Source organism: Micromonospora fulviviridis (genome assembly GCF_014648395.1).
GTDB classification, from domain to species: Bacteria; Actinomycetota; Actinomycetes; order Mycobacteriales; family Micromonosporaceae; genus Micromonospora; species Micromonospora fulviviridis.
Map to the genome: position 1 here is coordinate 327,669 of NZ_BMRA01000002.1, position 25,664 is coordinate 353,332.

The following is a 25,664-nucleotide window of genomic DNA, read 5'->3' on the forward strand; positions in this document are numbered from 1 at the left end:
TGCCAGACTAACCGGAGATCCGATCGCGAGGGAAGGACCGACAGTGGCAGGAAGCGAGCCGGTAACCGCGCCAGATCAGCACAAGCCCGGACACCGCAGGTCCGGACGGATCGGGGCGGTGCTGTCGGCGGCGGTGTTGGTGCTCATGGCGCTCTGCGGCAACCACGAGGGCAACGTGGAGAACATCTGGCTGTTCGGGCTCGCGGCGCTGCTGCTGGCCATCGTCATCGGCGACGCCGTGCTGCGCCGCAACGGCCTGCGGTCCTGACCGGCCCGCACCCGGCCGGTACGCACGAGGGCCCGCCCCCGATCGGGGACGGGCCCTTCGTCGTCGTCGGCGGGCTCAGTGGCCGAGCAGGATGTCCTGCACGTCCTTGAGCGCGGCGTCGACCTCGGCCTCGAAGTAGCCGCCGGGCACCAGCCCGAAGCGCAGCGTGTCCAGGTCCTTCGGGTTCACCGGCATCGGGTTGCGGCCCTGCATGCCGCCGAGCAGGGTCTCGAAGAACCGGTCGACCTGGTCGGGGTCGTACCCGCTGCCGAACCGGCGCACCTGGAAGCTGCGGCGGATCTGGTCCACCCGGTAGAGGTCGCTGCCGGGCGGGCCAGCCATCGGCGGGCCCACCATCGGCGGACCGGCCATCGGCGGGCCGGACATCCCGGGACCACCGCCGTAACCCTGGTCCGGGGCGCCGTAGCCCTGGTCCGGGCCGCCGCCGTAGCCCTGGTCCGGGCCGTAGCCCTGCTGCGGCAGCGGCGGCGGGCCGGCCGGGCCACGGCCGCGCGGGTCACGCAGGTCCCGCTCGGGCATCCGGATCTCGGCGGTCATGTCGGTGCGGCCGTGCCGGCCGGCCTCGAAGCCGTCGAAGCGCTGCTCGTCCTGGCCGTAACCGCTCGGGCCGGGGGGCAGGCCGCGGGCGGGCGGGCCGCCGTGCCCCATCGGGGCGCCCGGACCCATCGGGCCGGGGCCGCCCGGGCCGCGGGGTGCGTCGTAGCCGCCGCGCGGGCCGTCGTACCCGCCGGCGAAGGCGCCGGTCGGCTCGTCGTAGCGGTTGCCGTAGCGGTCGGCGGGCGGGCCGGCCTGCGCGGGCATCGGCCGCGGCGGCATCGGGGGCTGCGGCACCGGCGAGAGGCCACGGTCGTCGCGCATCGGCGGGCCCAGCCGGTCGGCCATCCGGGGATCGCCACCCCGCCCGCCGGGGGCGCCGGCGCGCTCCTCCAGCTCGGCGAGCTGCCGCTCCACCCGGTCGAGGTGCAGGTCGACCTGCCACTCGTCGTAGCCGTTGAAGCGGACCCGGAAGACGACGTCGTGGACCTCCTGGGAGGCCACGGGCGCGCCGACCGGCTGGCCGGCGAGTGTCGCCTCCACCCGGTCCAGGAAGGCGTCCACCTCGTCGACCTTGTATCCCCGGCGGAGCGCCTTACGCCGGAAACGCTGACCCTGACTCGCCACTATGTCTCCTGGTCTCGTACCGCTACGCCGTCACGCCGTTGCGGCGCGTGGGTCGCTGTCCCTGTCCTCGGCGGCGGCGAGCTGCCCACACGCCCCGTCGATCTCGCGACCCCGGGTGTCCCGCACCGTGGTGGACACCCCGGCGTCGCGCAACCGCCGGACGAACTCCCGCTCGACCGGCTTCGGGCTGGCGTCCCAGCGGCTGCCCGGAGTCGGGTTGAGCGGGATCAGGTTCACGTGGGCCAGCTTGCCGGCCAGCAGCCGCCCGAGCAGATCGGCTCTCCACGGCTGGTCGTTCACGTCCTTGATCATCGCGTATTCGATGGACACGCGACGCCCCGTCGTGTCCGCGTAGTCCCACGCCGCGTCCAGCACCTCGGACACCTTCCAGCGCTGGTTGACCGGCACGAGTTCGTCGCGCAGCCCATCATCGGGGGCGTGCAGCGACAACGCAAGGGTCACTGAGAGGTCTTCGCTGGCCAGTCGGCGGATGGCCGGGACCAGGCCGACCGTGGAAACGGTGATGTGGCGCTGGGACAGGCCGAGCCCCTCCGGGGCCGGGGCCACCAGCCGGCGGATCGCCGCCACCACCCGCGAGTAGTTGGCCAGCGGCTCGCCCATGCCCATGAACACCACGTGCGACAGGCGCGGCGGGGAGCCGGCCACCGCCCCCGAGGCGGCCACCCCGGCCAGGTAGACGGCCTGGTCGACGATCTCGGCGGTGGAGAGGTTGCGGGTCAGACCGGCCTGGCCGGTCGCGCAGAACGGGCAGGCCATGCCGCAGCCCGCCTGGCTGGAGATGCAGACCGTGACCCGGTCCGGGTAGCCCATCAGCACGCTCTCCACCAGCGAGCCGTCGTGCAGCCGCCAGAGCGCCTTGCGGGTGGCGCCGTCGTCGCAGGCCATCTCGCGTACCGGGGTGAGCAGGGTGGGCAGCAGCGTGCCCGCCAGCCGCTCGCGGGTGGCCGCCGGCAGGTCGGTCATCTGCGCCGGGTCGCGGACCAGCCGGCCGAAGTAGTGGTTCGAGACCTGCTTGGCGCGGAACGCCGGCTCCCCCAGCTCGGTGACGAGCGCCTGCCGGCCCGGCAGGTCCAGGTCGGCGAGGTGACGGGGTGGCATCGCGGGCCGGCGGCCGCGGGCGTCGGGGTCTACGGAGATCAGCGGGAGGCTCGTCATGGCGCGTCCAGTCTGACACGCCGAACGGGGGACGCACCTGTCCGCGGGTGCCGAATCGGCACCGGCCGGCCGGCCGGTGCGACGCCAGCCGCGTGATTCACGCCTCAGCCCGCCATCGGCACGAAGACGGCCAGCAGCAGGTACGCGGTCGGCACCGCGAACAGGATCGAGTCGAGCCGGTCCATCAGGCCGCCGTGCCCGGGGAGCAGGTTGCTCATGTCCTTGACCCCGAGATCGCGCTTGATCATGGACTCGGCGAGGTCGCCGAGGACCGCCGCGCCGGAGATCGCCATCCCGAACAGCGCGCCCCACCAGGGGGCCACGTCGAGGAGCAGCCAGAGCAGCAGGGCGCTGCCCGCGGCGGCCGCGGTCACCGAGCCGGCGAAGCCCTCCCAGGACTTCTTCGGGCTGATCGTCGGGGCCATCGGGTGCTTGCCGAAGGCCACGCCGGCCGCGTAGCCGCCGGTGTCGGAGAGCACCACGGCGACCAGGGTGACCAGCACCCGCAGGTGGCCGTCGTCGGGGGCGGCCGCCAGCATCGCCGCGAAGCCGCCGAGGAAGGGCACGTAGACCGCGATCAGGGTGGCCGCGGTGAGGTCGCGCTGGTAGTTGCCGGGGCCGTCGCCCAGCCGCCAGATCATCGTGCCCAGCACGGTGACCAGCAGGCCGAGGCAGAGCGCGTCCGGGCCGGCGAACCAGGCCAGCCCCACCGTGATGACGCCACCGGCGACCAGCGGCACCAGTGGCGGGTGGGCGCCGCTGCGGCGTACCGCGCGGGCCATCTCCCAGGAGCCGATCGCCACCGCGGCGGCGATCACGGCGAGGAACGCCGGCAGGTAGAAGAAGAGCGGCACCACGATCGCCGCGCCGAGGGCCAGTCCGACGCCGATGGCGGCCGGCAGGTTGCGGCCCGCTCGTGAGGTCCTGGGCTGGACGGTCGGGGGACGGTCCGCGCTGGCCCGTCGCCGACCCCTCGACCCGCGGGCCGCCGGCCGCTCCGGGTCCGGTCCGGGCTCGTCGCGCACCGGCGGGAGCTGGGTGGTCGGTTCGTCCCGCACCGGCGCGATCTGGGCGGTCGGGTACTCGTCGTCCGGCCGGCCGTGGCTCCGGTCACGCGGGCCCGCGTCGTACCGTTCCCGCGGGTCGGCGCCCCGGTCACGCGGGTCGTGGCCCCACGGGTCCCGGTCCGGGGTCCGGAAACCGCCCGGACCGGCGTCCCGGTGGCCCCGCCCGGCGTCCACGTGGCCCGGGCCGCGGGGGCCAGGCTCGTCGCGCCAGCCCCGCTCCGGGGCCGGCGGTCGGTCGTACGGCCGGCGGCCGCGCGGCGCGTCGTGGCCGTCAGCCGGCCGACCGTAGGGGTCGGCGGCGGGGCGGCCGGGCGGGCGCGCGTACGCCTCCGGCCCGGCAGCCGGTCGGCGCCAGGGCCCGGGCTCCAGGTCGGTCTCCGGCCAGGGCAGCGGGGCCGGGCGGTCCCAGCCGCGCGGCTCGGCGTTGCCGTAGGGGTCGGGGTGGGACATCACGCACCGGCAGGCGGTACGGGAGCCACCACATGACGCAAGACCAAGACAATCCCCTACAGCCGCGAGCAGTTTCGGTTGACCGGCCCGACGGCCGGCCGATCCCCGCCGTTCACCCGGTGGTGGGCGGGAATCGTGCCGAGCCTACTGCACCCGGGAAGCCCGCACGGCGGACGCCGCCCGGCACGACGACGGCACCGGGCCGCCACCCGTGACGGGCGGCGGCACACCGGTGCCGTGGCGGGTACGCGGGCGCTCAGACCTCGAGCAGCTCGTTCTCCTTGTGCTTGACCAGCTCGTCGACGGTGGCCACGAAGCGCTGGGTCAGGTCGTCCAGCTCCTTCTCCGCGCGCCGGCCCTCGTCCTCGCCGACCTCGCCGTCCTTGACGAGGCGGTCCAGCTCTTCCTTGCCCCTGCGGCGGATGTTGCGGACGGCGACCTTCGCCTCCTCGCCCTTGTGCCGGGCGACCTTGATCATCTCGCGGCGCCGCTCCTCGGTCATCTGCGGGAGCACGATGCGCAGCTGGTTGCCCTCGTTGTTCGGGTTGACCCCGAGGTCCGAGTCGCGGATCGCCTTCTCCATGGCGTTGATCTGCGAGTTGTCGTACGGCTTGATGATCACCATGCGCGGCTCGGGCACGGCGATGGACGCCATCTGCGGCAGCGGGGTCGGGCTGCCGTAGTAGTCGATCACGATCCGGGAGAACATCGCGGCGTTGGCGCGACCGGTGCGGATCCCGCCGAACTCCTCTTTGGCGTGCTCGATGGCACGCTCCATCTTCTCCTCTGCCTCGAGGAGGGTGTCGTCGATCACCGGTCTCCTCGCCTCCTTCTGTGCTCGTCGTGGGCTGTGCGGGTGCTGCGGTTGTCGGAGGACCGCTGCCGGCTCGGCGGAACCGGTCAGGCGGTGATCAGCGTGCCGATCTTCTCACCGCCGACGGCACGGACGATCGTGTCGTCGCCCTGGGCGCCGAAGACCAGCATCGGCAGGCCGTTCTCCATGCAGAGGCTGAACGCCGCGGCGTCGGCCACCCGCAGGTTGCGGCGCAGCACCTCGGAGAAGGTGATCGAGTCGAGCTTGCTCGCCGTCGGGTCGATCCGGGGGTCCGCGGTGTAGACGGCGTCCACGCCGTTCTTGCTCATCAGCACCACGTCGGCGCGGATCTCCAGCGCCCGCTGGGCGGCCACCGTGTCGGTGGAGAAGTACGGCATCCCGGCGCCCGCGCCGAAGATGACCACGCGGCCCTTCTCCAGGTGCCGGATCGCCCGCAGCGGGATGTACGGCTCGGCGACCTGGGCCATGGTGATCGCGCTCTGCACCCGGGTCTCGATGCCCTCCTTCTCCAGGAAGTCCTGGAGGGCCAGGCAGTTCATCACCGTGCCCAGCATGCCCATGTAGTCCGCGCGGGCCCGGTCCATGCCGCGCTTCTGCAGCTCGGCGCCGCGGAAGAAGTTGCCGCCGCCGACCACCACGGAGACCTGCACGCCGCGGCGCACCACGGTGGCGATCTGCCGGGCGATGGCCTGCACGACGTCGGGGTCGACGCCGATCGCGCCGCCGCCGAAGACCTCACCGGAGAGCTTCAGCACCACCCGGCGGGCCCGACCGGGCGGCGGAGCCGTGGGGTCATCCGCCGCCAGGCTCCGGTCACTCACAACCTGCGTCATCCGCCCCGCCCCTTCCATCGCGCACCTCGTGGGTGTCGCGTACCGCGTAACTGCCGCTGCCGACCCTATGTGACGAGGAGGCCGCGGTGCCTGTCACGTACACCGGCGGCCTCCTCGTCGAAGATTTCCCTGCGCCCGGGCGCGTCATGCGCCCGGTGCGGCGGCTCAGGCCTGGCCGACCTCGAACCGCACGAAACGGGTCACCTCGATGCCGGCGTCGGCCAGCAGCTGCTTCACCGTCTTCTTGTTGTCGGCGACCGACGCCTGCTCCAGCAGGACGAAGTCCTTGAAGAAGGCGTTGACCCGGCCCTCGACGATCTTCGGCAGCGCCGCCTCGGGCTTGTTCTCCTCGCGCGCGGTCTGCTCGGCGATGCGCCGCTCCGACTCGACGGTCTCGGCCGGGACCTCGTCGCGGGTCAGGTACTTCGGGCGCATGGCGGCGATCTGCATGGCCACGCCGCGGGCGTCCGCGTCGCCGGCCTCGTCGGTCTTGCCGGCGTACTGCACGAGCACGCCGACCGCCGGGGGCAGGTCCTGGCTCTTGCGGTGCAGGTAGACCGCGGTGTTGCCGTCGAGCTTGGCGAAGCGGTTGAGCACCAGCTTCTCGCCGATCTTGGCGGACTGCTCCTGGATCAGGTCGGCCACGCTCTTGCCGTCGATGGTGCTGGCGAGCAGCTCCTCGGCGTTGTTCGCGCCGCTGGCCACACCGTGCTCGACCAGCTGCTGGGCCAGCGCGATGAAGGCGTCGTTCTTGGCGACGAAGTCGGTCTCGCAGTTGAGCTCGAGCAGCGCCTGGCCGGCGTGGGCGATGAGGCCGTTGGCCGCCGTGCGACCGGCCCGCTTGCCGACGTCCTTGGCGCCCTTGACGCGCAGGATCTCGATGGCCTTGTCGAAGTCGCCCTCGGCCTCGGTCAGCGCCTTCTTGGAGTCCATCATGCCGGCGCCGGTGAGGTCCCGGAGCTTCTTGACGTCCGCGGCGGTGAAGTTGGACATGACTCTCTCTTCGGTGTTTGAGACTGCGTTGGATGGTCTGGCTGCCGGTTACCCGGATCCGGGCCGGTTCTGCCCGGCGTACCCGTCGCGCCCCACCGGCCGGGAAATCGGACGGTGGGGACGCGACGGCGAGATCACTCCGCGGCGGCGGTCGCCGGCTGCTCGGTCGCCGGCTGCTCGTCGGCCTTCTTCGGCTCCTCGAGCAGCTCGCGCTCCCACTCGGCCAGCGGCTCGTCGGCGCCGACCTGGCCCGGCTCGGGCTTCTCGTCGGTGCCACGGCCGCGGCCGGAGCGGGCGATCAGACCGTCGGCGACGGCGGCGGCGACGACCTTGGTCAGCAGCTCGGCCGAGCGGATCGCGTCGTCGTTGCCCGGGATCGGGAAGTCGACCTCGTCCGGGTCGCAGTTGGTGTCGAGCACGGCGATCACCGGGATGCCCAGCTTGCGGGCCTCGTCGACGGCGATGTGCTCCTTCTTGGTGTCGACCACCCAGACCGCGGCCGGGAGCTTCTGCATGTCACGCAGGCCGCCGAGGGTCTTGGTCAGCTTCTCCTTCTCGCGGGAGAGCTGGAGGGTCTCCTTCTTGGTGTAACCGGCGGCGGTGCCGCTCAGGTCACCCAGGGCCTCGAGCTCCTTCATCCGCTGGAGCCGCTTGTACACCGTCTGGAAGTTGGTCAGCATGCCGCCGAGCCAGCGGTGGTTGACGTACGGCTGGCCGACCCGGGTCGCCTGCTCGGCGATGGCCTCCTGGGCCTGCTTCTTGGTGCCGACGAAGAGGATGCTGCCGCCCCCGGCCACCGTGGTGCGCACGAACTCGTACGCCTTCTCGATGTAGTCGAGGGTCTGGCGCAGGTCGATGATGTAGATACCGTTGCGCTCGGTGAAGATGAAGCGCTTCATCTTCGGGTTCCAGCGCCGGGTCTGGTGCCCGAAGTGGACACCGCTTTCCAACAGCTGGCGCATGGTCACGACGGCCATGGTGGGTACTCCCTGTTCATCCCTGGTTGTGCCGTCCGGCCGGCGGCCGGACGCCTGGCGCCCGGTCGCCGGCCAGGGTGGGCCCGATCAGGATCGGGACCAGGGAGGCCGTCGCCCCACGAGAGGTCCGTGGAGAGGGCGCGCGAGGTCGACCGCGCGAGGCGGTCGCCAGTCGACCAGTGTACGCCCCTTCTCCGCCCCCCGGTCCCGGGGTTCGGGAACCCCCATCCCGCCCCTTTCCGGACGCCCGACGCCGGTACGGCGATACCTGACATCTCGGACCTGGCCGGGGCGGCTCGGGCATCGGCCGGCCGGCCGGGTCAGCGGGCGGCGAGGCGGGGCGGCGCCGGCACCGGCCGCCCGACCGGGTCAGCGGGCGGAGAGGGCGGGGGCGCCGGCACCGGCCAACCGGCCGGGTCAGCGGGCGGCGAGGGCGGCGGCGAGGAAGAGCACCAGTCCGACGGTCAGGTAGGCGGTCGGCGGGCGGAGCCAGCCGCGGCTGCCGTCGGCGAGGGCCAGCCCTCCGGTGCGCAGCCCGTACAGGCCGGTGCCGAAGATCGGCAGCCCGACCACCAGGAACGTGCCCACCACGACGTGCGACGTGGAGACCGGGTCACCGACCAGGCCGCGCAGCAGCACCCGCAGCGCGGGGATCTCCAGGACGAGCACCATCACCGCCAGCAGGACCGCGAGCGCGGGGCGGCGGGTCCGGTAGACGCCGTCGCCGGGCGGCGGGCCGTCGAGCCGGGGCGCGACCGACGGCATCGGGCCGGTCGGCATCTCCAGCGGGTGCGGGGTCGGCGCGGCCGCCAGCTCCGGCCCGGGGCCACCCGGCCGCTCTCCGACGACCAGCGGGGTCGCCGCACCGGGACCCGGCCGGTCCCCCACGATGATCGCGCCGGCGTGGGTGGGCTCGACCGGACGGCCCGGCTCGACGACCGGGTAGCCGCCCAACGGGCCGGGGCGGAGCGGGTCGGCGGAGCGGTCCGCGCCGAACGGGTCGCCGGCGCCGTGCGGCGCCGTGCCGAGCGGGACGCCGGTGTTGTGCGGCGCCGAACCGAGCGGGACGCCGGCGCTGTGCGGCGCCGAACCGAGCGGGACGCCGGCGCTGTGCGGCGCCGTGCCGAGCGGGTCGGCGGCCTCGCGGGCCGCGCGCCGGCCGCCGCGCTCCCCCGGCAGCTCACCGGAGGTCTCCACGGGGTCGGCCGCCCGGCGCGACCGCCAGCTGTCCGTGTCGTCGCTCAGCGGGTCGGCGCTCCCGAACCGGCCGGGGTCGCCGTACCGGTTCTCGCCGGTGCGCTGCTCCGGGGCGCGGAAGTCGTCGTCGCGGTAGCGCGGCTCGCCGGCGGCGCGCCAGTCCTGCTCGTACCCGCGGTCGCCCCACTGCGACCCCTGCTCATCCTCGGGAAAGCTCCGTCGTCCGTCCACGACCGGCACGGTATGCGACCGGCACCACGCGCGCCATCCGGGCCACCCGGCCTGTCGTCGCTGGTCACAACGGCATCGGCGGGTCATCGTGAGCACACGCTCGGTGATCGGCCAGCCAGGGCCTAGCACAGGGAGCGCATGATCGTCCGCCCATCCACAGGGCGTCCCGTCGTCCACAGGACGCCCGCTCGGCGCCCCACCGCCGCCTCGACCGCCGCACGCTCACCGGCATGACGAAGCGGAACCAGGCCGTCGGGGCGTACGGCGAGCGGTGCGCGGTCCGGCACCTCATCGAGGCGGGGCTGCGCCCGGTCGCCCGGAACTGGCGGTGCCCCGAGGGGGAGATCGACATCATCGCCTGGGAGGGGCCGGTGCTCGCCATCTGCGAGGTGAAGACCCGGCGTACGGAGGAGTTCGGCACTCCGGCGGAGGCGGTGGTGCGGGCCAAGGCGCGACGGCTGCGCGGGCTGGCCGCCCGCTGGCTCGCCGAGACGGGCACGACCGCCGAGGAGGTCCGCTTCGACGTTCTCGCGGTCCGGCTCCCGGTCACCGGGCCGGCCCGGGTCGAGCACCTGAGGGGCGCGTTCTGATCATGAGCTACGCCAAGGTGCTCTGCGTGGGCCTGGTCGGAATGGCCGGGCACGTGGTGGAGGTCGAGGCCGACCTGGCCCCCGGGCTACCCGGCATGGTGATCTCCGGCCTGCCCGACACCGCGCTGCACGAGGCCCGGGACCGGGTGCGCGCGGCCATCGTCAACTCGGGCCAGCGATGGCCGAACCGCCGGATCACCCTCAACCTGCTCCCGGCCACCCTGCCGAAGCACGGCTCCGCCTTCGACCTGGCGATCGCCGTGGCGGTGCTCGGCGGCTCGGGCGAGCTGCCGCTGGTGCCGCTGGAGGCCACGGTGGTCCTCGGCGAGCTGGGTCTCGACGGCACGGTCCGCCCGGTGCGCGGCGTGCTGCCGATGGTCGCCGCCGCGGCCCGGGCCGGGTTTCCCCACGTCGTGGTGCCCGCCGGCAACGCCGCCGAGGCGGCGGTGATCCCCGGCGTCCGGGTACGCGCCGCCGACACCCTGCACCGGCTGGTCGCCTTCGTCCGGGACGGCACGCCGCTGCTCGCCCCGCCGGCCGACGCGCCCACCGCCGAAGCCGGCGGACCGGATCTCGCCGACGTGGCCGGGCAGCGGCTCGGCCGCCGGGCGTTGGAGGTGGCGGCGGCCGGTGGTCACCACCTGGCGCTGCTCGGCCCGCCGGGCGCCGGCAAGACCATGCTCGCCGAGCGGCTGCCGTCGGTCCTGCCGGAGCTCGACGACGACGCCGCCCTGGAGGTCACGGCCCTGCACTCGATCGCCGGCCTGCTGCCGCCCGGTGGCCGGCTGCTCCGCCGCCCCCCGTTCCAGGCGCCCCACCACACGGCCACGGTGCCGGCGCTGGTGGGCGGCGGGTCCGGACTGGCCCGGCCCGGGGCGGTGTCGCTGGCCCACCGGGGCGTGCTCTTCCTCGACGAGGCGGCCGAGTTCAGCAAGGGGGCGCTGGAGGCGTTACGCCAGCCACTGGAGAACGGCCGGGTCCGGGTGGCCCGGACGCAGGGCTCCACCGAATACCCGGCCCGTACGCAACTGGTGCTGGCCGCGAACCCGTGCCCCTGCGCGAAGCCGTCCGGCGACGCCGACTGCGAGTGCACCCCGCTGGCCCGGCGGCGCTACCTGGGCCGGCTCTCCGGCCCGCTGCTCGACCGGGTCGACGTGCAGGTGCGGCTGCCCCCGGTACGCGCGGCGGAGCTGTTGCAGACCGGCACGCCCAACGAGTCGTCCGCGACGGTGGCGGCCCGGGTCGCCGAGGCGCGCCGGGCCGCCGCCGAGCGCTGGGGCTCGACCGGTCGCCGGTTGAACGCCGAGATCCCCGGCCCGTACCTGCGCCGGCCGCCGTGGTGCCTGCCGGGGCGGGACACCCGTGAACTGCGGAAACGGCTCGACACGGGCTCGCTGTCGGCGCGCGGCTTCGACCGGGTCATCCGGCTCGCCTGGACCATCGCCGACCTGGACGGGCGGGCTCGCCCCGACGGCGGGGACATCGCGGAGGCCATCCAGCTGAGGACGGGAGAGGGCGCATGACGGACAGGGCGGAGCGCCTGCTGGCACGGGTGGCGTTGACCTGGCTCGCCGAGCCGGGCACCTGGTCGGTCCACCGCCTGGTCGACCAGCTCGGCCCGGTCGCCGCGCTCGACCTGCTCCTGGCCGGCGAGGCGCCGGACCGGGCGCTGCGGTCGGCCGTGGCGGCCCGCTCCGCCGTGGGCGAGGCGCGAGCGGTGGCCGAGCAGGCGCTGGCCCGGACCGAGCGGCTCGGCGCGCGGGTGGTCACCCCCGACGACGAGGAGTGGCCGGCCCGGGTGGCGGACCTGCGCGGTCTGCTGCTGTCGGGCGCGGCTCGCCGGGTCGACCTGGAGACCGCGCCGCCGCTCTGCTTCTGGGTACGCGGGGCGTGGCCGCTGGGCGAGGCCCTCGCGCGGTCGGTCGCCGTGGTCGGCGCCCGGGCGGCCACCCCGTACGGCACGCACGTCGCCACCGAGCTGGGCTACGGGCTGGCCGACCGGGACTGGACGGTGGTCTCGGGCGGCGCGTTCGGCATCGACTCCGCCGCGCACCGGGGCGCGCTGACCGCCGGCGGGCTCACGGTCGCCGTGCTGGCCTGCGGGCTGGACCGCCCGTACCCGATGGGCAACGCCGCGCTGTTCGACCGGATCGCCGAGACGGGCCTGCTGGTGAGCGAGTGGATGCCCGGGGCGGAGCCGCTGCGGCCCCGGTTCCTCATCCGCAACCGGGTGATCGCGGCGGCGACCCTGGGCACGGTGCTGGTGGAGGCGGCGGCCCGCAGCGGCGCGACCCAGACCCTCAACCGGGCGATCGGCGTGGGCCGACCGGGGATGGTGGTGCCGGGGCCGGTCACCTCCGCCATGTCCGTGGGCGCGCACGAGGCGCTCCGGGAGCACGACAGGGCGCGGCTGGTGACCGGCACGGCCCATGTGCTGGAGGAGGTCGGGCGGATCGGCTACGACCTGGCGCCGCCAGCCCGCGCGCCGGAGTGCCCGCGGGACCGGCTCGACGACGAGGCGGCCCAGGTGCTGGAGGCGCTGCCCCGGCGGAAGGCGATCGGTCTGGAGGGCGTCGCGGCGCGCGCCGGGGTGGACCTCCGCACGGCGATGCGCAAACTCTCCATGTTGGAGGAACTGGCCATGGTGGTACGCCGCGACGACGGCTACGCCCTGGCGCCACCGACCGGGCGTGGCACCGGTGTTGGCCGGGCACCGACCACCGCCGGTCCGGGCCGGTCGGCGGCTCCGCCGAGCTGACCCGCCGGGCCCGGGCCAGTGCGCTCAGACGGCTCCGCCGAGGAGCTGACGTGGTGGGCCCGGGGCCGGTGCGCTCAGTCGCCCTCGAACCGGATCTCGGCGTCCCGGCTGTTCAGGCAACGCCGGGCGAGGAGGGCCAACCGGCGGACCTGGTCGACCTCCGCGGGCTCCCGTGCCACCTCGGCCAGGCAGGGCAGCTCGGCCAGCAGTTGCGGGACCGCCTGGGCGTCCACCACGAGCTCACCGAGCGGGTCGACCCGGTCCAGCAGCGGCGTACGACCTCCGCCCCGCACCCGCTTCAGCAGGTCCAGCAGGACGTCGTGCGGGTCCGCCACCACCTCGGTCGAGACGTACGACGGCCGGCGCCGGGCGGGCCCGGCCCGCACCTGCCGGTAGAGGACGGCATCCACCCCCACGCTCGGTACCTCCTCCCACCGGCGCCGCCACCCCGGGGACGCCCGTTCCGATCGGTCTCGCGAATCACCCTTCCGCGCCGCCACCACGCCCGGTACGCCCCAGCGCCCGGCCGCCCCGCCTTCTGCGGGGTGTCGGCACCTGCCGGCAACGCCGACGGGTCGCCCTGCGGGGACCCGGGACGTTGCCACCGTCCTCTTCGTAGCAACAGTTTCCCCTGTCCAGGGCCGCGTCAGCCACCCCGAACGGCGTGCCGCGCCGACCGACCGTCAGTTCCGGTGGCGTCGCGGCCATCCGAATAGCCTGCCGCGCCGACCGTCGATCCGGTGGCATCGCGGCCACCCGAACGGGCTGCCGCGCCGACCGTCCGGGCTGCCGCGCCGACCGTCGGTCCGGTGGCATCACGGCCACCGCGAACGGCCTGCCGCGCCGACCGTCGATCGGGTGGCGTCGCGCTTGGCCGTCTGGCCGACGCCGGAAGCGCCACCCGGTCGGCCATCGGCACGAGCGGTGGCGTGGCGAGCGCTCGATCAGCCCCCATCAGGGACGACGCCCGCCCCCACGGCGACGGCGGGCGCCGGCCCGGAGCGGCGGCCGACCGCCACCTGCCCAGGCCCTTAGGCTGGACCGGTGTCTCCCGCCCGCCCCCACCCCGGAGCGCGCCCCAAGCACCGTCGGCACCGACGCGGCAGCCGGAGCTCCCGATGACTGACCAGCGGCGCGGCACGCGCACGGCCCACGAGGCGCTGCCGGCGCCGATGCGGGAGGCCGTGGACGACTTCGCCGACCACCTGGCCCGGGTGCGCAACCGGTCGGCGCACACCGTGCGGGCGTACGTGACGGACCTCGTCTCGCTGCTCGACCACGCGGTGCGGATGGGCTGCGCCGACCTGTCGGAGCTGGACCTGTCCGTGCTGCGGAGTTGGCTGGCGAAGCAGCGGACCATGGGGGCGGCCCGAACGTCCCTCGCCCGGCGGGCGGCCGCCGCCCGCACGTTCAGCGCCTGGGCACACCGGGCCGGCCTGCTCGCCGGCGACGTGGCGGCTCCGCTGGCCAGTCCCAAGGCGCACCGGGAGCTGCCCACCGTCCTGCGCGCCGACCAGGCCGCCGCGTTGATGGACGCCCCGGACCGGAGCCGAACCCGGACGACGACGCACGCCCACGACACCGCACCGGCCGGGGGCGGGGACGCCGGCCCCACCAGGGGCAGGCCTGCGCCCACCCGCGGGGCGCACGCCGCGCCGGCTCGGGACGGGCGCGACACCGAGAGCCGGGGTGACGACGCCGCATCGGCCGACGGGAGGAACGCCGACACAGCGGGCCGCGGAGACGCACCGGCCGGGGGTGGGAACGACGAGCCCGAGGCCGTGCTGCTGCGGGACCGGCTGCTGCTCGAACTGCTCTACGCCACCGGCGTGCGGATCAGCGAGGCCTGCGGCCTGGACGTCACCGACGTCGACCAGGCCCGCCGGGTGGTACGCGTGCTCGGCAAGGGCGGGCGGGAGCGGGCCGTGCCCTACGGGGTGCCCGCGCAGCGCGCGCTGGACGCGTGGCTCGCCCACGGGCGGCCGGCGCTGGCGGCGCCCCGATCGGGTGGCGCGCTGCTGCTCGGGGCCCGGGGCGGCCGGCTCAACCCCACCACCGCCCGCCGGGTCGTGGCCGGCTACGCCGAGGCCGCGGGCCTGCCCCGGGTGACCCCGCACGGGCTGCGACACTCGGCGGCCACCCATCTGCTGGAGGGCGGCGCCGACCTGCGCGCCGTACAGGAACTGCTCGGGCACTCGTCGCTGGCCAGCACCCAGATCTACACCCACGTGTCGGTCGAGCGGCTGCGGGCGGCGTACCGGCAGGCGCACCCCCGAGCCTGACGGGACGGCCCAACAGCCGGGGTTGATGATCCACCGCGGGCTAGGATCAGCCGATGACGGTCCCGCAGCCGCCCGAGCCGATCCCCGGGGCTCGGCTGCTCTTCTCCCTCGACCCGTCGGTCAGCCACCTCAACCACGGATCGTTCGGCGCGGTCCCGATCGGCGTGCAGCGCGCCCAGCAGCGCCTGCGTGACGAGATGGAGGCCAACCCGCTCCGCTTCTTCACCCAGGGTCTGGTCGACCGGATCGCCCACACCCGGCGGCACCTGGCCACCTTCCTCGGCGCGGATCCGGACGGCACGGCCCTGGTGGGCAACGCCACGACCGGCGCCGCCATCGTGCTCCAGTCGCTGGCGCTGGGTCCCGGCGACGAGGTGGTGACCACCGACCACGGGTACGGGGCGGTCGGCCTCTCGGTGGACCGGGAGTGCGCCCGGACCGGTGCGGTCTCCCGGATGCTGCCGGTGCCGCTGACCGCCACCGACGAGGAGGTGGTGGAGATCGTCCGGGCCGGGCTGCGTCCCGGGCGGACCAGGCTGCTGATCGTCGACCAGATCACCTCGCCGACGGCCCGGCTCTTCCCGACGTCGGCGATCGTCGGGGTGGCCCGGGAGCACGGGATCCCCGTGCTGGTCGACGCCGCGCACGCCCCGGGCATGCTGCCGACCACCGTGGCCTCGGTCGGCGCCGACTTCTGGGTCGGCAACCTGCACAAGTGGGCGTACGCGCCGCGCGGCACCGCCGCGCTGGTGGTGGCCGAGCAGTGGCGGGAGCGGATCCAGCCGCTGGTCGTCTCCTGGGAGCAGGGCAGCGGCTATCCCACCCGGGTGGAGTGGCAGGCCACCCTCGACTACACCGGCTGGCTGGCCGCCCCGGTGGGCCTGTTCACCCTGCGCAGCCTCGGTGTGGACCGGGTGCGGGCGCACAACGCGGCGCTGGCCGCGTACGGGCAACGGGTGGTCGGGGACGGGCTCGGGGTGGCGCCGGCCGACCTGCCGCAGCCCGGCGGGCCGACGGTCGCCATGCGGCTGATCCCGCTGCCGCCCGGCGTCGCCACCACGATGGACGCGGCCCGGGAGCTGCGGGCCCGGATCGCCGACCGGCTCTCGGTCGAGGTGTCGACCGCCGCCTGGAACGGTCGCGGCTACCTGCGCCTGTGCGGCCAGGTCTACAACACCCCGGACGAGTACGACCGGCTGGCCGTCCGGCTGCCCACGCTGCTCGCCCAGGGCTGAGCGGCGGATCCGGCGGGCGGCGGATCGAGCGGGAGCAGCCGGACCGGGCCGAGCCCGAGCAGGGCGAGCGGGTCCAGGTACTCCTCGCCCCGGCGCAGCCCCCAGTGCAGGCACGCCGCCGCCACGCAGCCGGGGTGCCCGACGATCAGCAGGCCGATCGGTGTGCCGGCGGCGACCCGGGCACCGGCCGCCGGCCCGGGACGCACCGGCTCGTAGGTGGTGCGCAGCCCGTCGGCGTGCCCGACGGTGACCACGGGCCGCCCGGCCACCGTGCCGGCGAAGAGGACCACCCCGGCTCCCGCCGACCGGACCTCGACGCCCGGGGTGGCGGCCAGGTCCACGCCCCGGTGCCCGGGCAGCCAGGGCTGCGGCGGCGGGTCGAACCGGCGCACGACGCGGGGCGTGCCGGCCAGCGGCCAGCGGAATCCCGCCGCCGACGCCCCGGGTCGCCCCGGCGAGGGCACCACCCCGACCGGGCCCGTGGACGACGGCATCCCGGCGCGCGTCGGAACGGACGCGACCGCAGCCGGCCCGGGCAGCGCCGCAGCCGGTCCGGGCAGCGCCGGAGCCGCGGACGGCGACCCGCTCGACCGCCGGCGGACGAGCACCCCGGGCACGGCGGTGTCGGTCGCCGACACCGCAGGCAGCCGACCGACGGACAACCCGGCGGCCGTCGCCGGGCGGGCGACCGGCGGTGCCGGGGCGACCAGCAGCACCACCACGAGGGCCGCGCCGGCCCGGCTCCACGGGATCCACACGCCAGGCACTCTGCCGTCCCGCGCCACCTCGCGCGGCTACGGGAACGTCGCCACTGTGGACAGCCGTCGGCCTGTGGACGCACCCCAAGCGCGGGACGGATCTGCTACCGGCGCCGCGCCTATGCTGGCCGCGTGACGAAGGACTGGTACGCCTGGCACACCGACTACGACCAGCCGGACTCCGCCCTGTCCCGGCGGCTCGCCGAGGTGCGGGACCGCATCGCGGAGGCGCTGGACAGCGCCCCGCCCGGGCCGCTGCGGGCGATCAGCCTCTGCGCCGGCCAGGGGCGGGACCTGATCCCCGTGCTCGCGACCCATCCGCGCGGCCGCGACGTGACGGCCCGCCTGGTGGAGCTGGACCCGCGCAACGCCGAGGTGGCCCGGCGCGCCACCGCCGAGGCGGGGCTGACCGACGTGCAGGTGGTGGTGGGGGACGCGGCGCTGACCGACCGGTACGCCGATCTCGTGCCGGCGGACCTCGTCCTGGCCTGCGGCATCTTCGGCAACATCACCGACGCCGACATCCGGGCGACCGTGCGGCACTGCGCCTCGCTCTGCGCCACCGGCGGCACGGTCTTCTGGACCCGGCACCGGGGCGAGCCGGACCTGGTGCCCGCGATCTGCGACTGGTTCGCCGAGGAGGGCTTCGCGCCGGTCGCGGTGAGCAGGCCGGCCGACAGAGTGGGCGTCGGCGTGCACCGCTTCACCGGCTCGCCCCGCCCGCTGGAGCCGGGCGCCGCGATGTTCGAGTTCATCGGCTACGACCGCCTGACCCACCCCTGAGCCGACCGAGGAGCAGCGACATGACCACTGTGGACGACGTCAGCGGGCCCTCCCGGGTCGCGGAGCCGGACGAGGCGATCAGCGCCGAGGAACTCCAGCTGGCCGCGCGCAACCACGGCATCCCGCTGGAGGCGCTGCGGTACGACGTGACCCCGGCGGGGCTGCACTACCTGCTCATCCACTACGACATCCCGGACGTCGACCCGGCGACCCACGCGCTGACCGTGGGCGGCGCGGTCGACCGTCCGCTCCGCCTCGACCTGGCGGCACTGCGGGAGCGGCCCCGGGTCACCCACCGGGTCACCCTGGAGTGCGCGGGGAACGGCCGGGCGCTGCTGCACCCCCGCCCGGTCAGCCAGCCGTGGCTGGTGGAGGCGGTGGGCAACGCCGAGTGGACCGGCACCCCGCTGGCACCGCTGCTGCGCGAGGCCGGGCTGGCCGCCGACGCGGTGGACGTGGTCTTCACCGGCGCCGACCACGGGGTCGAGCGCGGCGTCGAGCAGGACTACCAGCGGGCGCTACCGGTGGCGGACGCGCTGCGCGAGGAGGTGCTGCTGGCGTACGAGATGAACGGCGCTCCCCTGCTGCCGCAGCACGGCGCGCCGCTGCGGTTGATCGTGCCCGGCTGGTACGGCATGGCGCACGTCAAGTGGCTGCGCGACATCCGGGTGCTGACCGAGCCGTTCGACGGCTACCAGAACGCGGTGGCCTACCGACTTCGGCAGGACGCCGACGACCCGGGCGTGCCGGTGACCCGGATCGAGCCCCGCGCCCTGGTCCGCCCGCCGGGCTTCCCGGACTTCATGTCGCGGACCCGGGTGCTGCGGCCGGGGCCGTGCACCGTGGACGGTCGGGCCTGGTCGGGGCACGCGCCGGTGACGGCCGTCGAGGTGACCTTCGACGGCGGTACGACGTGGGTGCCGGCGACCCTGGACGAGCCCACCGGGGGCGCGTGGGCGTGGCGGCGGTGGCAGGTGTCGTGGCGGGCCACCCCGGGGCGGCACGTGCTGGGCGCCCGGGCGGTCGACGCCTCCGGGCGGACCCAGCCGGTCGAGCAGCCGTGGAACCGGGGCGGGTTCGCGAACAACCTGGTGCAGCGGGTCGAGGTGGTCGTGCTGGCGGAGTGATTCGCCTCGGGCGGCGGGCCGGTCGGCCCGCCGGCCCGGATCAGCCGCCGAATCCGGAGTCTGCGGGAAGCGAGATGTCGGGCTTTTCGAGCTCTTCCACATTGACGTCCTTGAACGTCATTACCCGGACATTCTTGACGAACCGGGCGGGGCGGTACATGTCCCACACCCAGGCGTCGTGCATCTCGACCTCGAAGTAGACCTCGCCGTCCGAGTTACGCACGTGCAGGTCGACCTGGTTCGCCAGGTAGAAGCGGCGCTCGGTCTCCACCACGTAGGAGAACTGGCGGACAATGTCGCGGTACTCCCGGTAGAGCTGCAGCTCCATCTCGGTCTCGTACTTCTCGAGATCTTCCGCGCTCATCGCACTCCGCCTTCCATGACCACATCTTCCCCCACCGGCGCCGGAGGTCGCGGCTGCTCGCCCAACGCCACGCCGACGGTACCCCCTGGCGCGCCGGAGCGCTCCATCGGCTCGTCCGGGCCCTCGGCGAACGCCTCCTCCGGGGCGCCGAAGAGCGCCTCGTCGGGGCTGCCGGCGGCCGGCCGGCGGGAGCGGGGCGGCCGCCCGTCCCGTCCGGAGACGGTGGCCACGTTCACGTACGAGAAGCGGTGCTCCCGGCAGGGCCCCAGCTCGCGCAGCGCGGCGCTGTGCTCCGGGGTGATGTAACCCTTGTGCTCGGCGAAGCCGTAGCCCGGGTACCGCTCGTCCAACTCCACCATGATCCGGTCCCGGGTGACCTTGGCCAGCACGCTGGCCGCCGCCACACAGGCGGCCACCCGGTCACCCTTCCAGACCGCCAGCCCGGGCACATCCAGCCCGTCAACGCCGAAGCCGTCGGTCAGCACGTATTCCGGGCGGGTGCTCAACGAGGCGAGCGCCCGACGCATGGCCGCCAGGTTGCACACGTGCAGCCCCCGCGCGTCGACCTCGTCGGCGGGGATGACCACCACGGCGTACGCCAGGGCCCGCGCCACCACCTCGTCGTAGACCCGCTCCCGGGCCGCCGGGGTGAGCAGCTTGGAGTCGGCCAGCTCGTCGATCTCGCCGCGCCGCCCCTCGGGCAGCACCGCGGCGGCGGCCACCAGCGGCCCCGCGCAGGCGCCCCGGCCGGCCTCGTCGGCGCCGGCCACGTGCCGGAAGCCGCGCCGTTGCAGGGCCCGCTCCAGCGCGTAGAGGCCACCGTCGCGGCGCACCACGGTGCGCGGCGGGGTCAGCACGGGCCACCTCCGGCGAGCGCCCGGGCGAGGCGGTCCGCCAGGTCCGGCGGGTAGTAGCGCTCGGCCGTCCCGGCCAGCTCGTCGACCGACCACCAGCGGTGGCCGTGCACGCTGGCCTGCTCGATCGCGTCGAAGCCCGCCGTGTCGACCTCCCACCTCGGCACCCGCACCAGGAAGAACTCCTGCTCCTGCCGGTACCAGACGCCGTCGAACGGGAACTCGACCGTCTCGGCCCAGACCGGCGGGCCCAGCTCGGCCGGGGCGAGCCGCAGCCCGGTCTCCTCGGCCAGCTCGCGGGCCGCGCCCGCGGCCGGGGTCTCCCCCGGGTCGAGGCCGCCGCCGGGCGTGAACCAGTAGCGGTGGCCCGGCCGGGCCGGATCACTGCCCTCGAACAGCAGCACCCGGTCGGACGCGTCGACGAGCAGCACCCGGGCCGCGCGACGAGGGGTGTAGACGGTCACCGCCCAAGCCTGCCAGACGCCACCGACGAACGCCCACGCCCTCCGGGTCAGGGATTGGGGATGCCGTCGAACTGCTCCGGCACGCTGAGCCAGGCCGCCCGGCCGACCGGCCAGAAGATCGTGAAGGCACGCCCGACCACCTGGTCCTCGGGGATGGTGGCCTCGGTGATGTCCTCGCCGGACTGCTGCCAGTGCTCCAGCGAGTCGCCGGAGGCCTCCCGGTGGTCGCCCATCACCCAGAGCCGGCCCTTCGGCACCGTGATGTCGAAGTCCTGGTCGGCGGGCTTGTTGCCGGGGAAGATGAACGGTTCGTCGATCGCCTTGCCGTTGATGATCAGCCGTTCCTGCGGGCCGGTGCGGTCGCAGCAGACCACATGGTCGCCGCCGACCCCGATCACCCGCTTGATGAAGTCCTCGCCCTCCGGGTTGCCGCTCCACTCGGTGGGCGCCTTGAAGACGATCACCTCGCCGCGGTGCGGCGAGCGGAAGTCGTACACCAGCTTGTTGACCAGCACCCGATCGTCGATCTTGAGGGTGTTCTCCATGGACGGGGAGGGGATGAAGAAGGTCTGCAGCACGAAGGCACGAACCAGCACTGCGACCAGGATCGCCACGCCCAGGAGGATGGGCAGCTCTTTCCAGAAGGAGCTGCGCGGCTTCTCGGTCTGCTCGTCAATCACGGGTGGAGCCTACGTTGCCGGCCGTGGCGCAGTCGCCCCGAACGCGCGAGAACGGAGAGCGCGGCCGTGACCGGGAGGATGAGGACGACGCCGCCCACCGGGTCGGGATCCACCGGGGCGGGCCGGGCCGGCGCGGCGTTGGGTTGTGGCAGGTCGGCGAAGGTCTCCGGGACCGGCAGGGTGGTCCACCGCTGGGACGGCCAGACGATCATGAAGGCCCGGCCGACGACGTTGTCGATCGGCACCGGACCCTGGCACCGGGCGTCCTGCGAGACCAGCCGGTGGTCGCCCATCACGAAGATCTGCCCCGGCGGCACGACGATCTCGGTGAACTGCCGGGAGCGGCACTCCTTCGGGTTCGGCGGCAGCTCGACCGGCGAGTCCTCGGAGACGTATCCCCGCTCGTCCAGCGGCACGCCGTTGACCACGACGCGGCCCTTGTCGCAGCACCAGACCCGGTCGCCGGGCACACCGATGACCCGCTTGATGAAGTCCTTCTCGCCGGGGCGGCTGATGCCGACCAGGTCGCCGAGGGTGCGGCCGACCTTGCCGGCGAAGTTGGTCGGCGGCGCCGGGGCCTCCTGGGCGACCCACCGGTCCGTGCCCCGGAAGACCACCACCTCGCCGCGGACCGGGTCGCGGACGTCGTAGACGACCTTGTTGACCAGCACCCGGTCACCGATGAGCAGGGTGTTCTCCATCGACCCGGACGGGATGAAGAACGCCTGGAGCAGGAAGGTGCGGATCAGCACCGCGAGGCAGAAGGCCACGACGAGGAGCAGGGGCAGTTCCTGCCAGAGCGGCATCTGCCGGCGGGTGCGCCGGGCTCGCCGGCGCCACGGGTCGACGGTGCCGTCCTCGTCAAGCATCTGCACCATGCCACTCTCCGGTCCGCGGAAACGACACTACCGCCCGGGAGTCCCCTCGGAGACCCCACGGGCGGCAGTGGACCGCTTCGCGCCGTCCGGCTGCGCCCGTACCGACCAGGGTAATGGGATCCTGTCGATACGACATCCGCGCAGCTCGGGCGGCGTGGCGAACGGAAATTCAGCTCGTCGGCTGCTTCTCGCGCAGCTCCTTGATCTTGGCCTTCTTGCCCCGCAGCTCGCGCAGGTAGTAGAGCTTGGCGCGCCGCACGTCACCGCGGGTCACGACCTCGATCCGGTCGAGCGCCGGGCTGTTCAGCGGGTAGGTCCGCTCCACGCCCACACCGAAGCTGACCTTGCGGACCGAGAAGGTCTCGCGCAGACCGTCACCCTGGCGGCGGATGACGACGCCCTGGAAGATCTGGACCCGGGACCGGTTGCCCTCGACAACCCGCGCGTGCACCTTGACGGTGTCACCGGCGCGGAAGTCGGGCAGGTCAACGCGCTTCGACTGGGCGTCAAGGGCGTCCAGGATGTTCATCGCTGCGTCCTCGTGAGGCTCACGGCGCACCGTCAGTCGATGCGCGGATGGGTGATTCTGACCCCCGGGTGGTGGCCGGCGACGCCGACCCCGGTCGAGGGTCCTCGCATCCGCCCACGGCGTGGACGGAAGCGGCAACCCCTCTACTTTGCCACATCCCCCGGCCGCGGCTGAAATCCACCCCGGTCCAGCGCCGCCCGGTCCCGCTTGTCCAGGCTCTCCGGGGGCAGCGCGGCGATCATGTCGGGGCGCCGGGCCGCCGTCCGCAGCAGCGCCTCGTCGCGCCGCCAGCGGGCGATCCGCCCGTGGTCGCCGGAGCGGAGCACCTCGGGCACCTCGTGCCCGCGCCAGTTCGCCGGCTTCGTGTACATCGGGGCTTCCAGCAGCCCGTGGGCGTGCGACTCCTCGTCCAGCGAACCGGCGTTGCCGAGCACCCCGGGCAGCAGCCGGGTGACCGCCTCCAGGATGACCAGCACGGCCACCTCGCCACCGAAGAGCACGTAGTCGCCGAGGGAGACCTCGGTCACCCGCATCCGGCCCGCCGCGTGGTCGAGCACCCGCTGGTCGATGCCCTCGTAGCGGCCGCAGGCGAAGAGCAGGTGCGACTCGGCGGCCAACTCGTGCGCCATGGCCTGGGTGAACGGGACGCCGGCCGGCGAGGGGACGAGCAGCCGGGGCAGGGTGTGCCCGTCCGGGCTCAGCTCGTGGGGGGCCAGGGCGTCGAGCGCCTCGCCCCACGGCTCCGGCCGCATCACCATGCCGGGACCGCCGCCGTAGGGGGTGTCGTCGACCGTGCGGTGCACGTCGTGGGTCCAGGTCCGCAGATCGTGTACGGCCAGCCGCAGCGTGCCGCTCGCCCGGGCCTTGCCGATCAGCGACAGGTCCAGCGGGGCGAAGTACTCGGGGAAGATCGACACGATGTCGACGCGCATCAGGGGGTGGCTCCAGTCAGAGGTCGAGCAGCCCGGCGGGCAGCTCCACCACCACGCGGCCGCCCGGCAGGTCGACCTCGGGCACGATCGCCTTGACGAACGGGATGAGCGCGCTCCGCCCGTCGGGGCGGCGCAGCACCAGCAGGTCGGAGGCGGGGGCGTGGTCGATCCGGGCCACCTCGCCCAGCCGCTCGCCGGCCGGGGTCACCACGGCCAGGCCGACCAGCTGGTGGTCGAGGAACTCCTCCGGGTCCTCGGGCGCGGCGACGTCGGCGCTGTCCACGCCGAGCAGGGTGCCGCGCAGCGCCTCGGCGACGTCGCGGTCCAGCACGCCCTCGAAGGCGACCAGCAGCCGCCCCTGGTGCCAGCGGGCGGACTCGATGGTCAGCTTGTCCGGCACCCGGTAGGCGCCGGGCTCCGGGGGCGCGACCGCCCCCGGCTCGGTGCGCAGCACACCCTTGATGCGCTCAGCCCGGGGCATCGCCCCCGGCTCGGTGCGCAGCACACCCTTGATGCGCTCAGCCCGGGGCATCGCCCCCGGCTCGGTGCGCAGCACCGTGCCGGGGGCGAATCGTGCTTCGGGCTCATCGGTCCGCACCTCCACGGTGACCTCACCGCGGATGCCGTGCGGCTTGCCGATCCGGCCGACGATGAGAAGCATCAGTACGAGTCGACGATGTCGACGCGCACCCCGCGCCCACCGATGGAGCCGATCACCTGGCGCAGTGCCTTGGCGGTCCGGCCGGACCGCCCGATCACCGTGCCGAGGTCCTCCGGGTGCACGCGGACCTCGAGCCGCTTGCCCCGACGGGAGTCGACCATGCGCACCCGGACGTCGTCCGGGTGGTCGACGATCCCCTTGACCAGGTGCTCCAGGGCGGGACGCAGCGCCATGTCAGGCCTGCTCGCCGGACTCGACACCGGTCTGCTCCTCGGCCTTCGGCGCCTCGGCCTCGGCGGCCGGAGCCGCAGCCTTGGCGGCCTTCTTGGCCGGCGCCGGGGTCTCGGCAACGCCGGCGGCGGCCTTCGCCTCGGCCTCGTACGCCGCCTTGCGGTCGGCCCGCTCCGGGGCGACCTTCAGCGGCGGCGGGGCCGGCAGGCCCTTGAACTTCTGCCAGTCACCGGTCAGCTCCAGCAGGCGCTGCACGGCCTCGCTCGGCTGCGCGCCGACCGACAGCCAGTACTGGACCCGCTCCGACTTGACCTCGATCACCGAAGGGTCCTCCTTCGGCTGGTACACACCGACGAACTCGATCGCGCGACCGTCACGCTTGGTGCGCGAGTCGGCGACGACGATGCGGTACTGCGGGTTGCGGATCTTGCCCATCCGCAGGAGCCGGATCTTTACGGCCACAGTTGTTTCGCTCCTGTTGCGATCTCACCGGCCCGGTACGGGCGGTGTGGCGGGTGAGCGCCGACCGGCACAGTGGGGTTTGGGCCGGAGACTGCTCGGTGAACTGGCGACGCGCCCGGGTTAGAGGGCGCCGGACGCGCGCCGGATACCAGCGACCCATTCTGCCATGTCCGGCCCCGATCTCTCACACCGGACCCGGACAGCTCACCCGGGTCGCCCGTGACGGTGACGAACGACACGCGCTCAGCGCACCGGCGGGCGGTCCCAGCCGGGCGGCAGTTCGTCCGGTACGTCCCAGTCGGCGGGCGGGGTGAAGTCGCACCAGGTGCCGTCGAAGGGGAACTCGCCGGCCTCGGCGATCCGGATCACCCGCTCGCCCTCGGCCCGGACCGCCTTCTCGTCGGTGACCCAGTAGTGCCCGGGGAAGGCGAGGCGCTCGACGAACTCGTCCTCGTCCTTCCACTCCCAGCTCAGGTCGGGGTGGACCACCACGTCGAGGTCCTGGTCGACCATGTCGACCCCGGCCACCGTGCCGTCGTCCCAGCGGACGCCGGGCTCCTCCAGGTTGACGTACCAGTTCTGGAAGCGACCCTGCGCGTCCCGGAACCACCAGACCGAGTGGGCGGCGCCGGCGGGCAGGAACTTCAGCACCGGCGGGCCGCTCCAGCGCCCCCGGGCCAGGCGGTAGGTGGAGGTGATCCACTCGGCGAAGGGCACCGCCCGCATGCCCAGCCCCGCCTCGGTCACCTCGTGCGCCACCGGCGTGTTCCGGGCCACCCAGAGCAGCAGGCCCCGGTCGTCGTCGTGCACCACGCGGGCCGCCCGGACCCAGCCGATCCGGCCGTGCCGCACGTTCCGGTGCATGAT

27 protein-coding genes and 3 pseudogenes are annotated in these 25,664 nt (G+C 74.4%); 9 read left to right on the forward strand and 21 right to left on the reverse strand.

What is annotated here, in order from left to right:
• Nucleotides 1–43: 43 nt before the first annotated feature.
• A complete protein-coding gene (locus IEY96_RS06465) occupies nt 44–268 on the forward strand; it encodes a DUF2631 domain-containing protein (protein ID WP_107074543.1) in 225 nt (74 codons plus the stop codon).
• 75 nt (nt 269–343) lie between these two features.
• Here the strand turns inward: IEY96_RS06465 and IEY96_RS06470 are convergent, their stop codons facing one another.
• The 8 genes from IEY96_RS06470 to IEY96_RS06505 all read right to left on the reverse strand — a co-directional run bounded on the left by IEY96_RS06470 (nt 344) and on the right by IEY96_RS06505 (nt 9,218).
• Complete coding sequence (locus IEY96_RS06470) at nt 344–1,450, reverse strand: DivIVA domain-containing protein (protein WP_189193876.1); 1,107 nt, start codon at nt 1,448–1,450, stop codon at nt 344–346.
• Between the two features lie 30 nt (nt 1,451–1,480).
• The gene (rlmN, locus tag IEY96_RS06475; RefSeq protein WP_189193877.1) at nt 1,481–2,626 is read right to left on the reverse strand and encodes a dual-specificity RNA methyltransferase RlmN; all 1,146 of its coding nucleotides are present in this window, start codon (nt 2,624–2,626) and stop codon (nt 1,481–1,483) included.
• 104 nt (nt 2,627–2,730) lie between these two features.
• The gene (locus IEY96_RS06480; protein WP_189193878.1) at nt 2,731–4,143 is read right to left on the reverse strand and encodes a phosphatidate cytidylyltransferase; all 1,413 of its coding nucleotides are present in this window, start codon (nt 4,141–4,143) and stop codon (nt 2,731–2,733) included.
• 256 nt (nt 4,144–4,399) lie between these two features.
• The gene (gene frr, locus IEY96_RS06485) at nt 4,400–4,957 is read right to left on the reverse strand and encodes a ribosome recycling factor (RefSeq protein WP_189193879.1); all 558 of its coding nucleotides are present in this window, start codon (nt 4,955–4,957) and stop codon (nt 4,400–4,402) included.
• An 86-nt stretch (nt 4,958–5,043) separates the two neighbouring features.
• A complete protein-coding gene (gene pyrH / locus IEY96_RS06490; RefSeq protein ID WP_091268664.1) occupies nt 5,044–5,811 on the reverse strand; it encodes a UMP kinase in 768 nt (255 codons plus the stop codon).
• Nucleotides 5,812–5,976: 165 nt separating this feature from the next.
• Nucleotides 5,977–6,804 carry a translation elongation factor Ts gene (tsf, locus tag IEY96_RS06495; RefSeq protein ID WP_189193880.1) on the reverse strand — a complete coding sequence of 276 codons (828 nt, stop codon included), beginning with the start codon at nt 6,802–6,804 and terminating at the stop codon, nt 5,977–5,979.
• Between the two features lie 134 nt (nt 6,805–6,938).
• On the reverse strand, nt 6,939–7,781 hold the full coding sequence (rpsB, locus tag IEY96_RS06500; RefSeq protein ID WP_189193881.1) for a 30S ribosomal protein S2: 843 nt from the start codon (nt 7,779–7,781) through the stop codon (nt 6,939–6,941).
• A gap of 417 nt (nt 7,782–8,198) precedes the next feature.
• Nucleotides 8,199–9,218 carry a hypothetical protein gene (locus IEY96_RS06505; protein WP_189193882.1) on the reverse strand — a complete coding sequence of 340 codons (1,020 nt, stop codon included), beginning with the start codon at nt 9,216–9,218 and terminating at the stop codon, nt 8,199–8,201.
• Between the two features lie 221 nt (nt 9,219–9,439).
• On the opposite strand from IEY96_RS06505, the gene IEY96_RS06510 reads away from it, so the two are divergent.
• From IEY96_RS06510 to IEY96_RS06520, 3 genes are read left to right on the forward strand one after another with little or no spacing between them, the layout of a single operon-like run.
• A complete protein-coding gene (locus tag IEY96_RS06510; protein WP_189193883.1) occupies nt 9,440–9,799 on the forward strand; it encodes a YraN family protein in 360 nt (119 codons plus the stop codon).
• Nucleotides 9,800–9,801: 2 nt separating this feature from the next.
• A complete protein-coding gene (locus IEY96_RS06515) occupies nt 9,802–11,322 on the forward strand; it encodes a YifB family Mg chelatase-like AAA ATPase (RefSeq protein WP_189193884.1) in 1,521 nt (506 codons plus the stop codon).
• Nucleotides 11,319–12,557 carry a DNA-processing protein DprA gene (locus IEY96_RS06520; protein WP_189193885.1) on the forward strand — a complete coding sequence of 413 codons (1,239 nt, stop codon included), beginning with the start codon at nt 11,319–11,321 and terminating at the stop codon, nt 12,555–12,557. The genes IEY96_RS06515 and IEY96_RS06520 overlap by 4 nt, the downstream gene beginning before the upstream one ends.
• 74 nt (nt 12,558–12,631) lie before the next feature.
• Here the strand turns inward: IEY96_RS06520 and IEY96_RS06525 are convergent, their stop codons facing one another.
• A complete protein-coding gene (locus IEY96_RS06525; protein WP_189193886.1) occupies nt 12,632–12,973 on the reverse strand; it encodes a hypothetical protein in 342 nt (113 codons plus the stop codon).
• A 702-nt stretch (nt 12,974–13,675) separates the two neighbouring features.
• On the opposite strand from IEY96_RS06525, the pseudogene IEY96_RS33320 reads away from it, so the two are divergent.
• The 3 genes and pseudogenes from IEY96_RS33320 to IEY96_RS06535 form a co-directional block, all read left to right on the forward strand.
• Nucleotides 13,676–14,092: pseudogene (locus IEY96_RS33320) on the forward strand (site-specific integrase); the annotation flags it as partial.
• 246 nt (nt 14,093–14,338) lie between these two features.
• Nucleotides 14,339–14,839: pseudogene (locus tag IEY96_RS33325) on the forward strand (tyrosine-type recombinase/integrase); the annotation flags it as partial.
• Between the two features lie 53 nt (nt 14,840–14,892).
• On the forward strand, nt 14,893–16,074 hold the full coding sequence (locus tag IEY96_RS06535) for an aminotransferase class V-fold PLP-dependent enzyme (RefSeq protein ID WP_189193888.1): 1,182 nt from the start codon (nt 14,893–14,895) through the stop codon (nt 16,072–16,074).
• On the opposite strand, the gene IEY96_RS06540 is transcribed toward IEY96_RS06535, so the two are convergent.
• Complete coding sequence (locus IEY96_RS06540; RefSeq protein ID WP_373293526.1) at nt 16,008–16,691, reverse strand: murein hydrolase activator EnvC family protein; 684 nt, start codon at nt 16,689–16,691, stop codon at nt 16,008–16,010. The genes IEY96_RS06535 and IEY96_RS06540 overlap by 67 nt on opposite strands.
• Nucleotides 16,692–16,964: 273 nt before the next feature.
• Between IEY96_RS06540 and IEY96_RS06545 the strand changes: the two genes are divergently transcribed.
• The gene (locus tag IEY96_RS06545) at nt 16,965–17,615 is read left to right on the forward strand and encodes a class I SAM-dependent methyltransferase (RefSeq protein ID WP_189193889.1); all 651 of its coding nucleotides are present in this window, start codon (nt 16,965–16,967) and stop codon (nt 17,613–17,615) included.
• A 20-nt stretch (nt 17,616–17,635) separates the two neighbouring features.
• Nucleotides 17,636–18,742, forward strand: coding sequence for a sulfite oxidase (locus IEY96_RS06550; RefSeq protein WP_189193890.1), 1,107 nt, complete (start codon nt 17,636–17,638; stop codon nt 18,740–18,742).
• A gap of 40 nt (nt 18,743–18,782) precedes the next feature.
• On the opposite strand, the gene IEY96_RS06555 is transcribed toward IEY96_RS06550, so the two are convergent.
• From IEY96_RS06555 to IEY96_RS06605, 11 genes and pseudogenes are all read right to left on the reverse strand, one after another.
• Complete coding sequence (locus tag IEY96_RS06555; protein WP_007075222.1) at nt 18,783–19,106, reverse strand: DUF2469 domain-containing protein; 324 nt, start codon at nt 19,104–19,106, stop codon at nt 18,783–18,785.
• Entirely contained in the window at nt 19,103–19,963 is an 861-nt protein-coding gene (locus tag IEY96_RS06560; RefSeq protein WP_189193891.1) for a ribonuclease HII, read from the reverse strand. The genes IEY96_RS06555 and IEY96_RS06560 overlap by 4 nt, the downstream gene beginning before the upstream one ends.
• Nucleotides 19,957–20,424, reverse strand: a complete 468-nt coding sequence (locus tag IEY96_RS06565) for an NUDIX hydrolase (protein WP_189193892.1) — start codon at nt 20,422–20,424, stop codon at nt 19,957–19,959. The genes IEY96_RS06560 and IEY96_RS06565 overlap by 7 nt, the downstream gene beginning before the upstream one ends.
• A 47-nt stretch (nt 20,425–20,471) precedes the next feature.
• Nucleotides 20,472–21,104 (reverse strand): signal peptidase I, encoded by a 633-nt coding sequence (lepB, locus tag IEY96_RS06570; protein ID WP_189193893.1) that lies wholly within the window; start codon nt 21,102–21,104, stop codon nt 20,472–20,474.
• A 9-nt stretch (nt 21,105–21,113) separates the two neighbouring features.
• Nucleotides 21,114–21,982 (reverse strand): annotated as a pseudogene (gene lepB, locus IEY96_RS06575) (signal peptidase I).
• A 169-nt stretch (nt 21,983–22,151) separates the two neighbouring features.
• A complete protein-coding gene (gene rplS / locus IEY96_RS06580) occupies nt 22,152–22,511 on the reverse strand; it encodes a 50S ribosomal protein L19 (RefSeq protein ID WP_189193895.1) in 360 nt (119 codons plus the stop codon).
• A 143-nt stretch (nt 22,512–22,654) separates the two neighbouring features.
• Complete coding sequence (trmD, locus tag IEY96_RS06585) at nt 22,655–23,443, reverse strand: tRNA (guanosine(37)-N1)-methyltransferase TrmD (RefSeq protein WP_189193896.1); 789 nt, start codon at nt 23,441–23,443, stop codon at nt 22,655–22,657.
• Nucleotides 23,444–23,459: 16 nt separating this feature from the next.
• Entirely contained in the window at nt 23,460–24,104 is a 645-nt protein-coding gene (gene rimM / locus IEY96_RS06590; protein WP_189193897.1) for a ribosome maturation factor RimM, read from the reverse strand.
• Nucleotides 24,104–24,364, reverse strand: a complete 261-nt coding sequence (locus IEY96_RS06595; RefSeq protein WP_187399607.1) for an RNA-binding protein — start codon at nt 24,362–24,364, stop codon at nt 24,104–24,106. Before IEY96_RS06595 ends, rimM begins: the two co-directional genes overlap by 1 nt.
• Nucleotides 24,339–24,797: a 30S ribosomal protein S16 gene (rpsP, locus tag IEY96_RS06600; RefSeq protein WP_189193898.1), complete on the reverse strand. Its 459-nt coding sequence runs from the start codon at nt 24,795–24,797 to the stop codon at nt 24,339–24,341. Before rpsP ends, IEY96_RS06595 begins: the two co-directional genes overlap by 26 nt.
• 243 nt (nt 24,798–25,040) lie before the next feature.
• Nucleotides 25,041–25,661: a ribonuclease FAU-1 family protein gene (locus IEY96_RS06605; protein WP_189193899.1), complete on the reverse strand. Its 621-nt coding sequence runs from the start codon at nt 25,659–25,661 to the stop codon at nt 25,041–25,043.
• Nucleotides 25,662–25,664 lie beyond the last annotated feature (3 nt).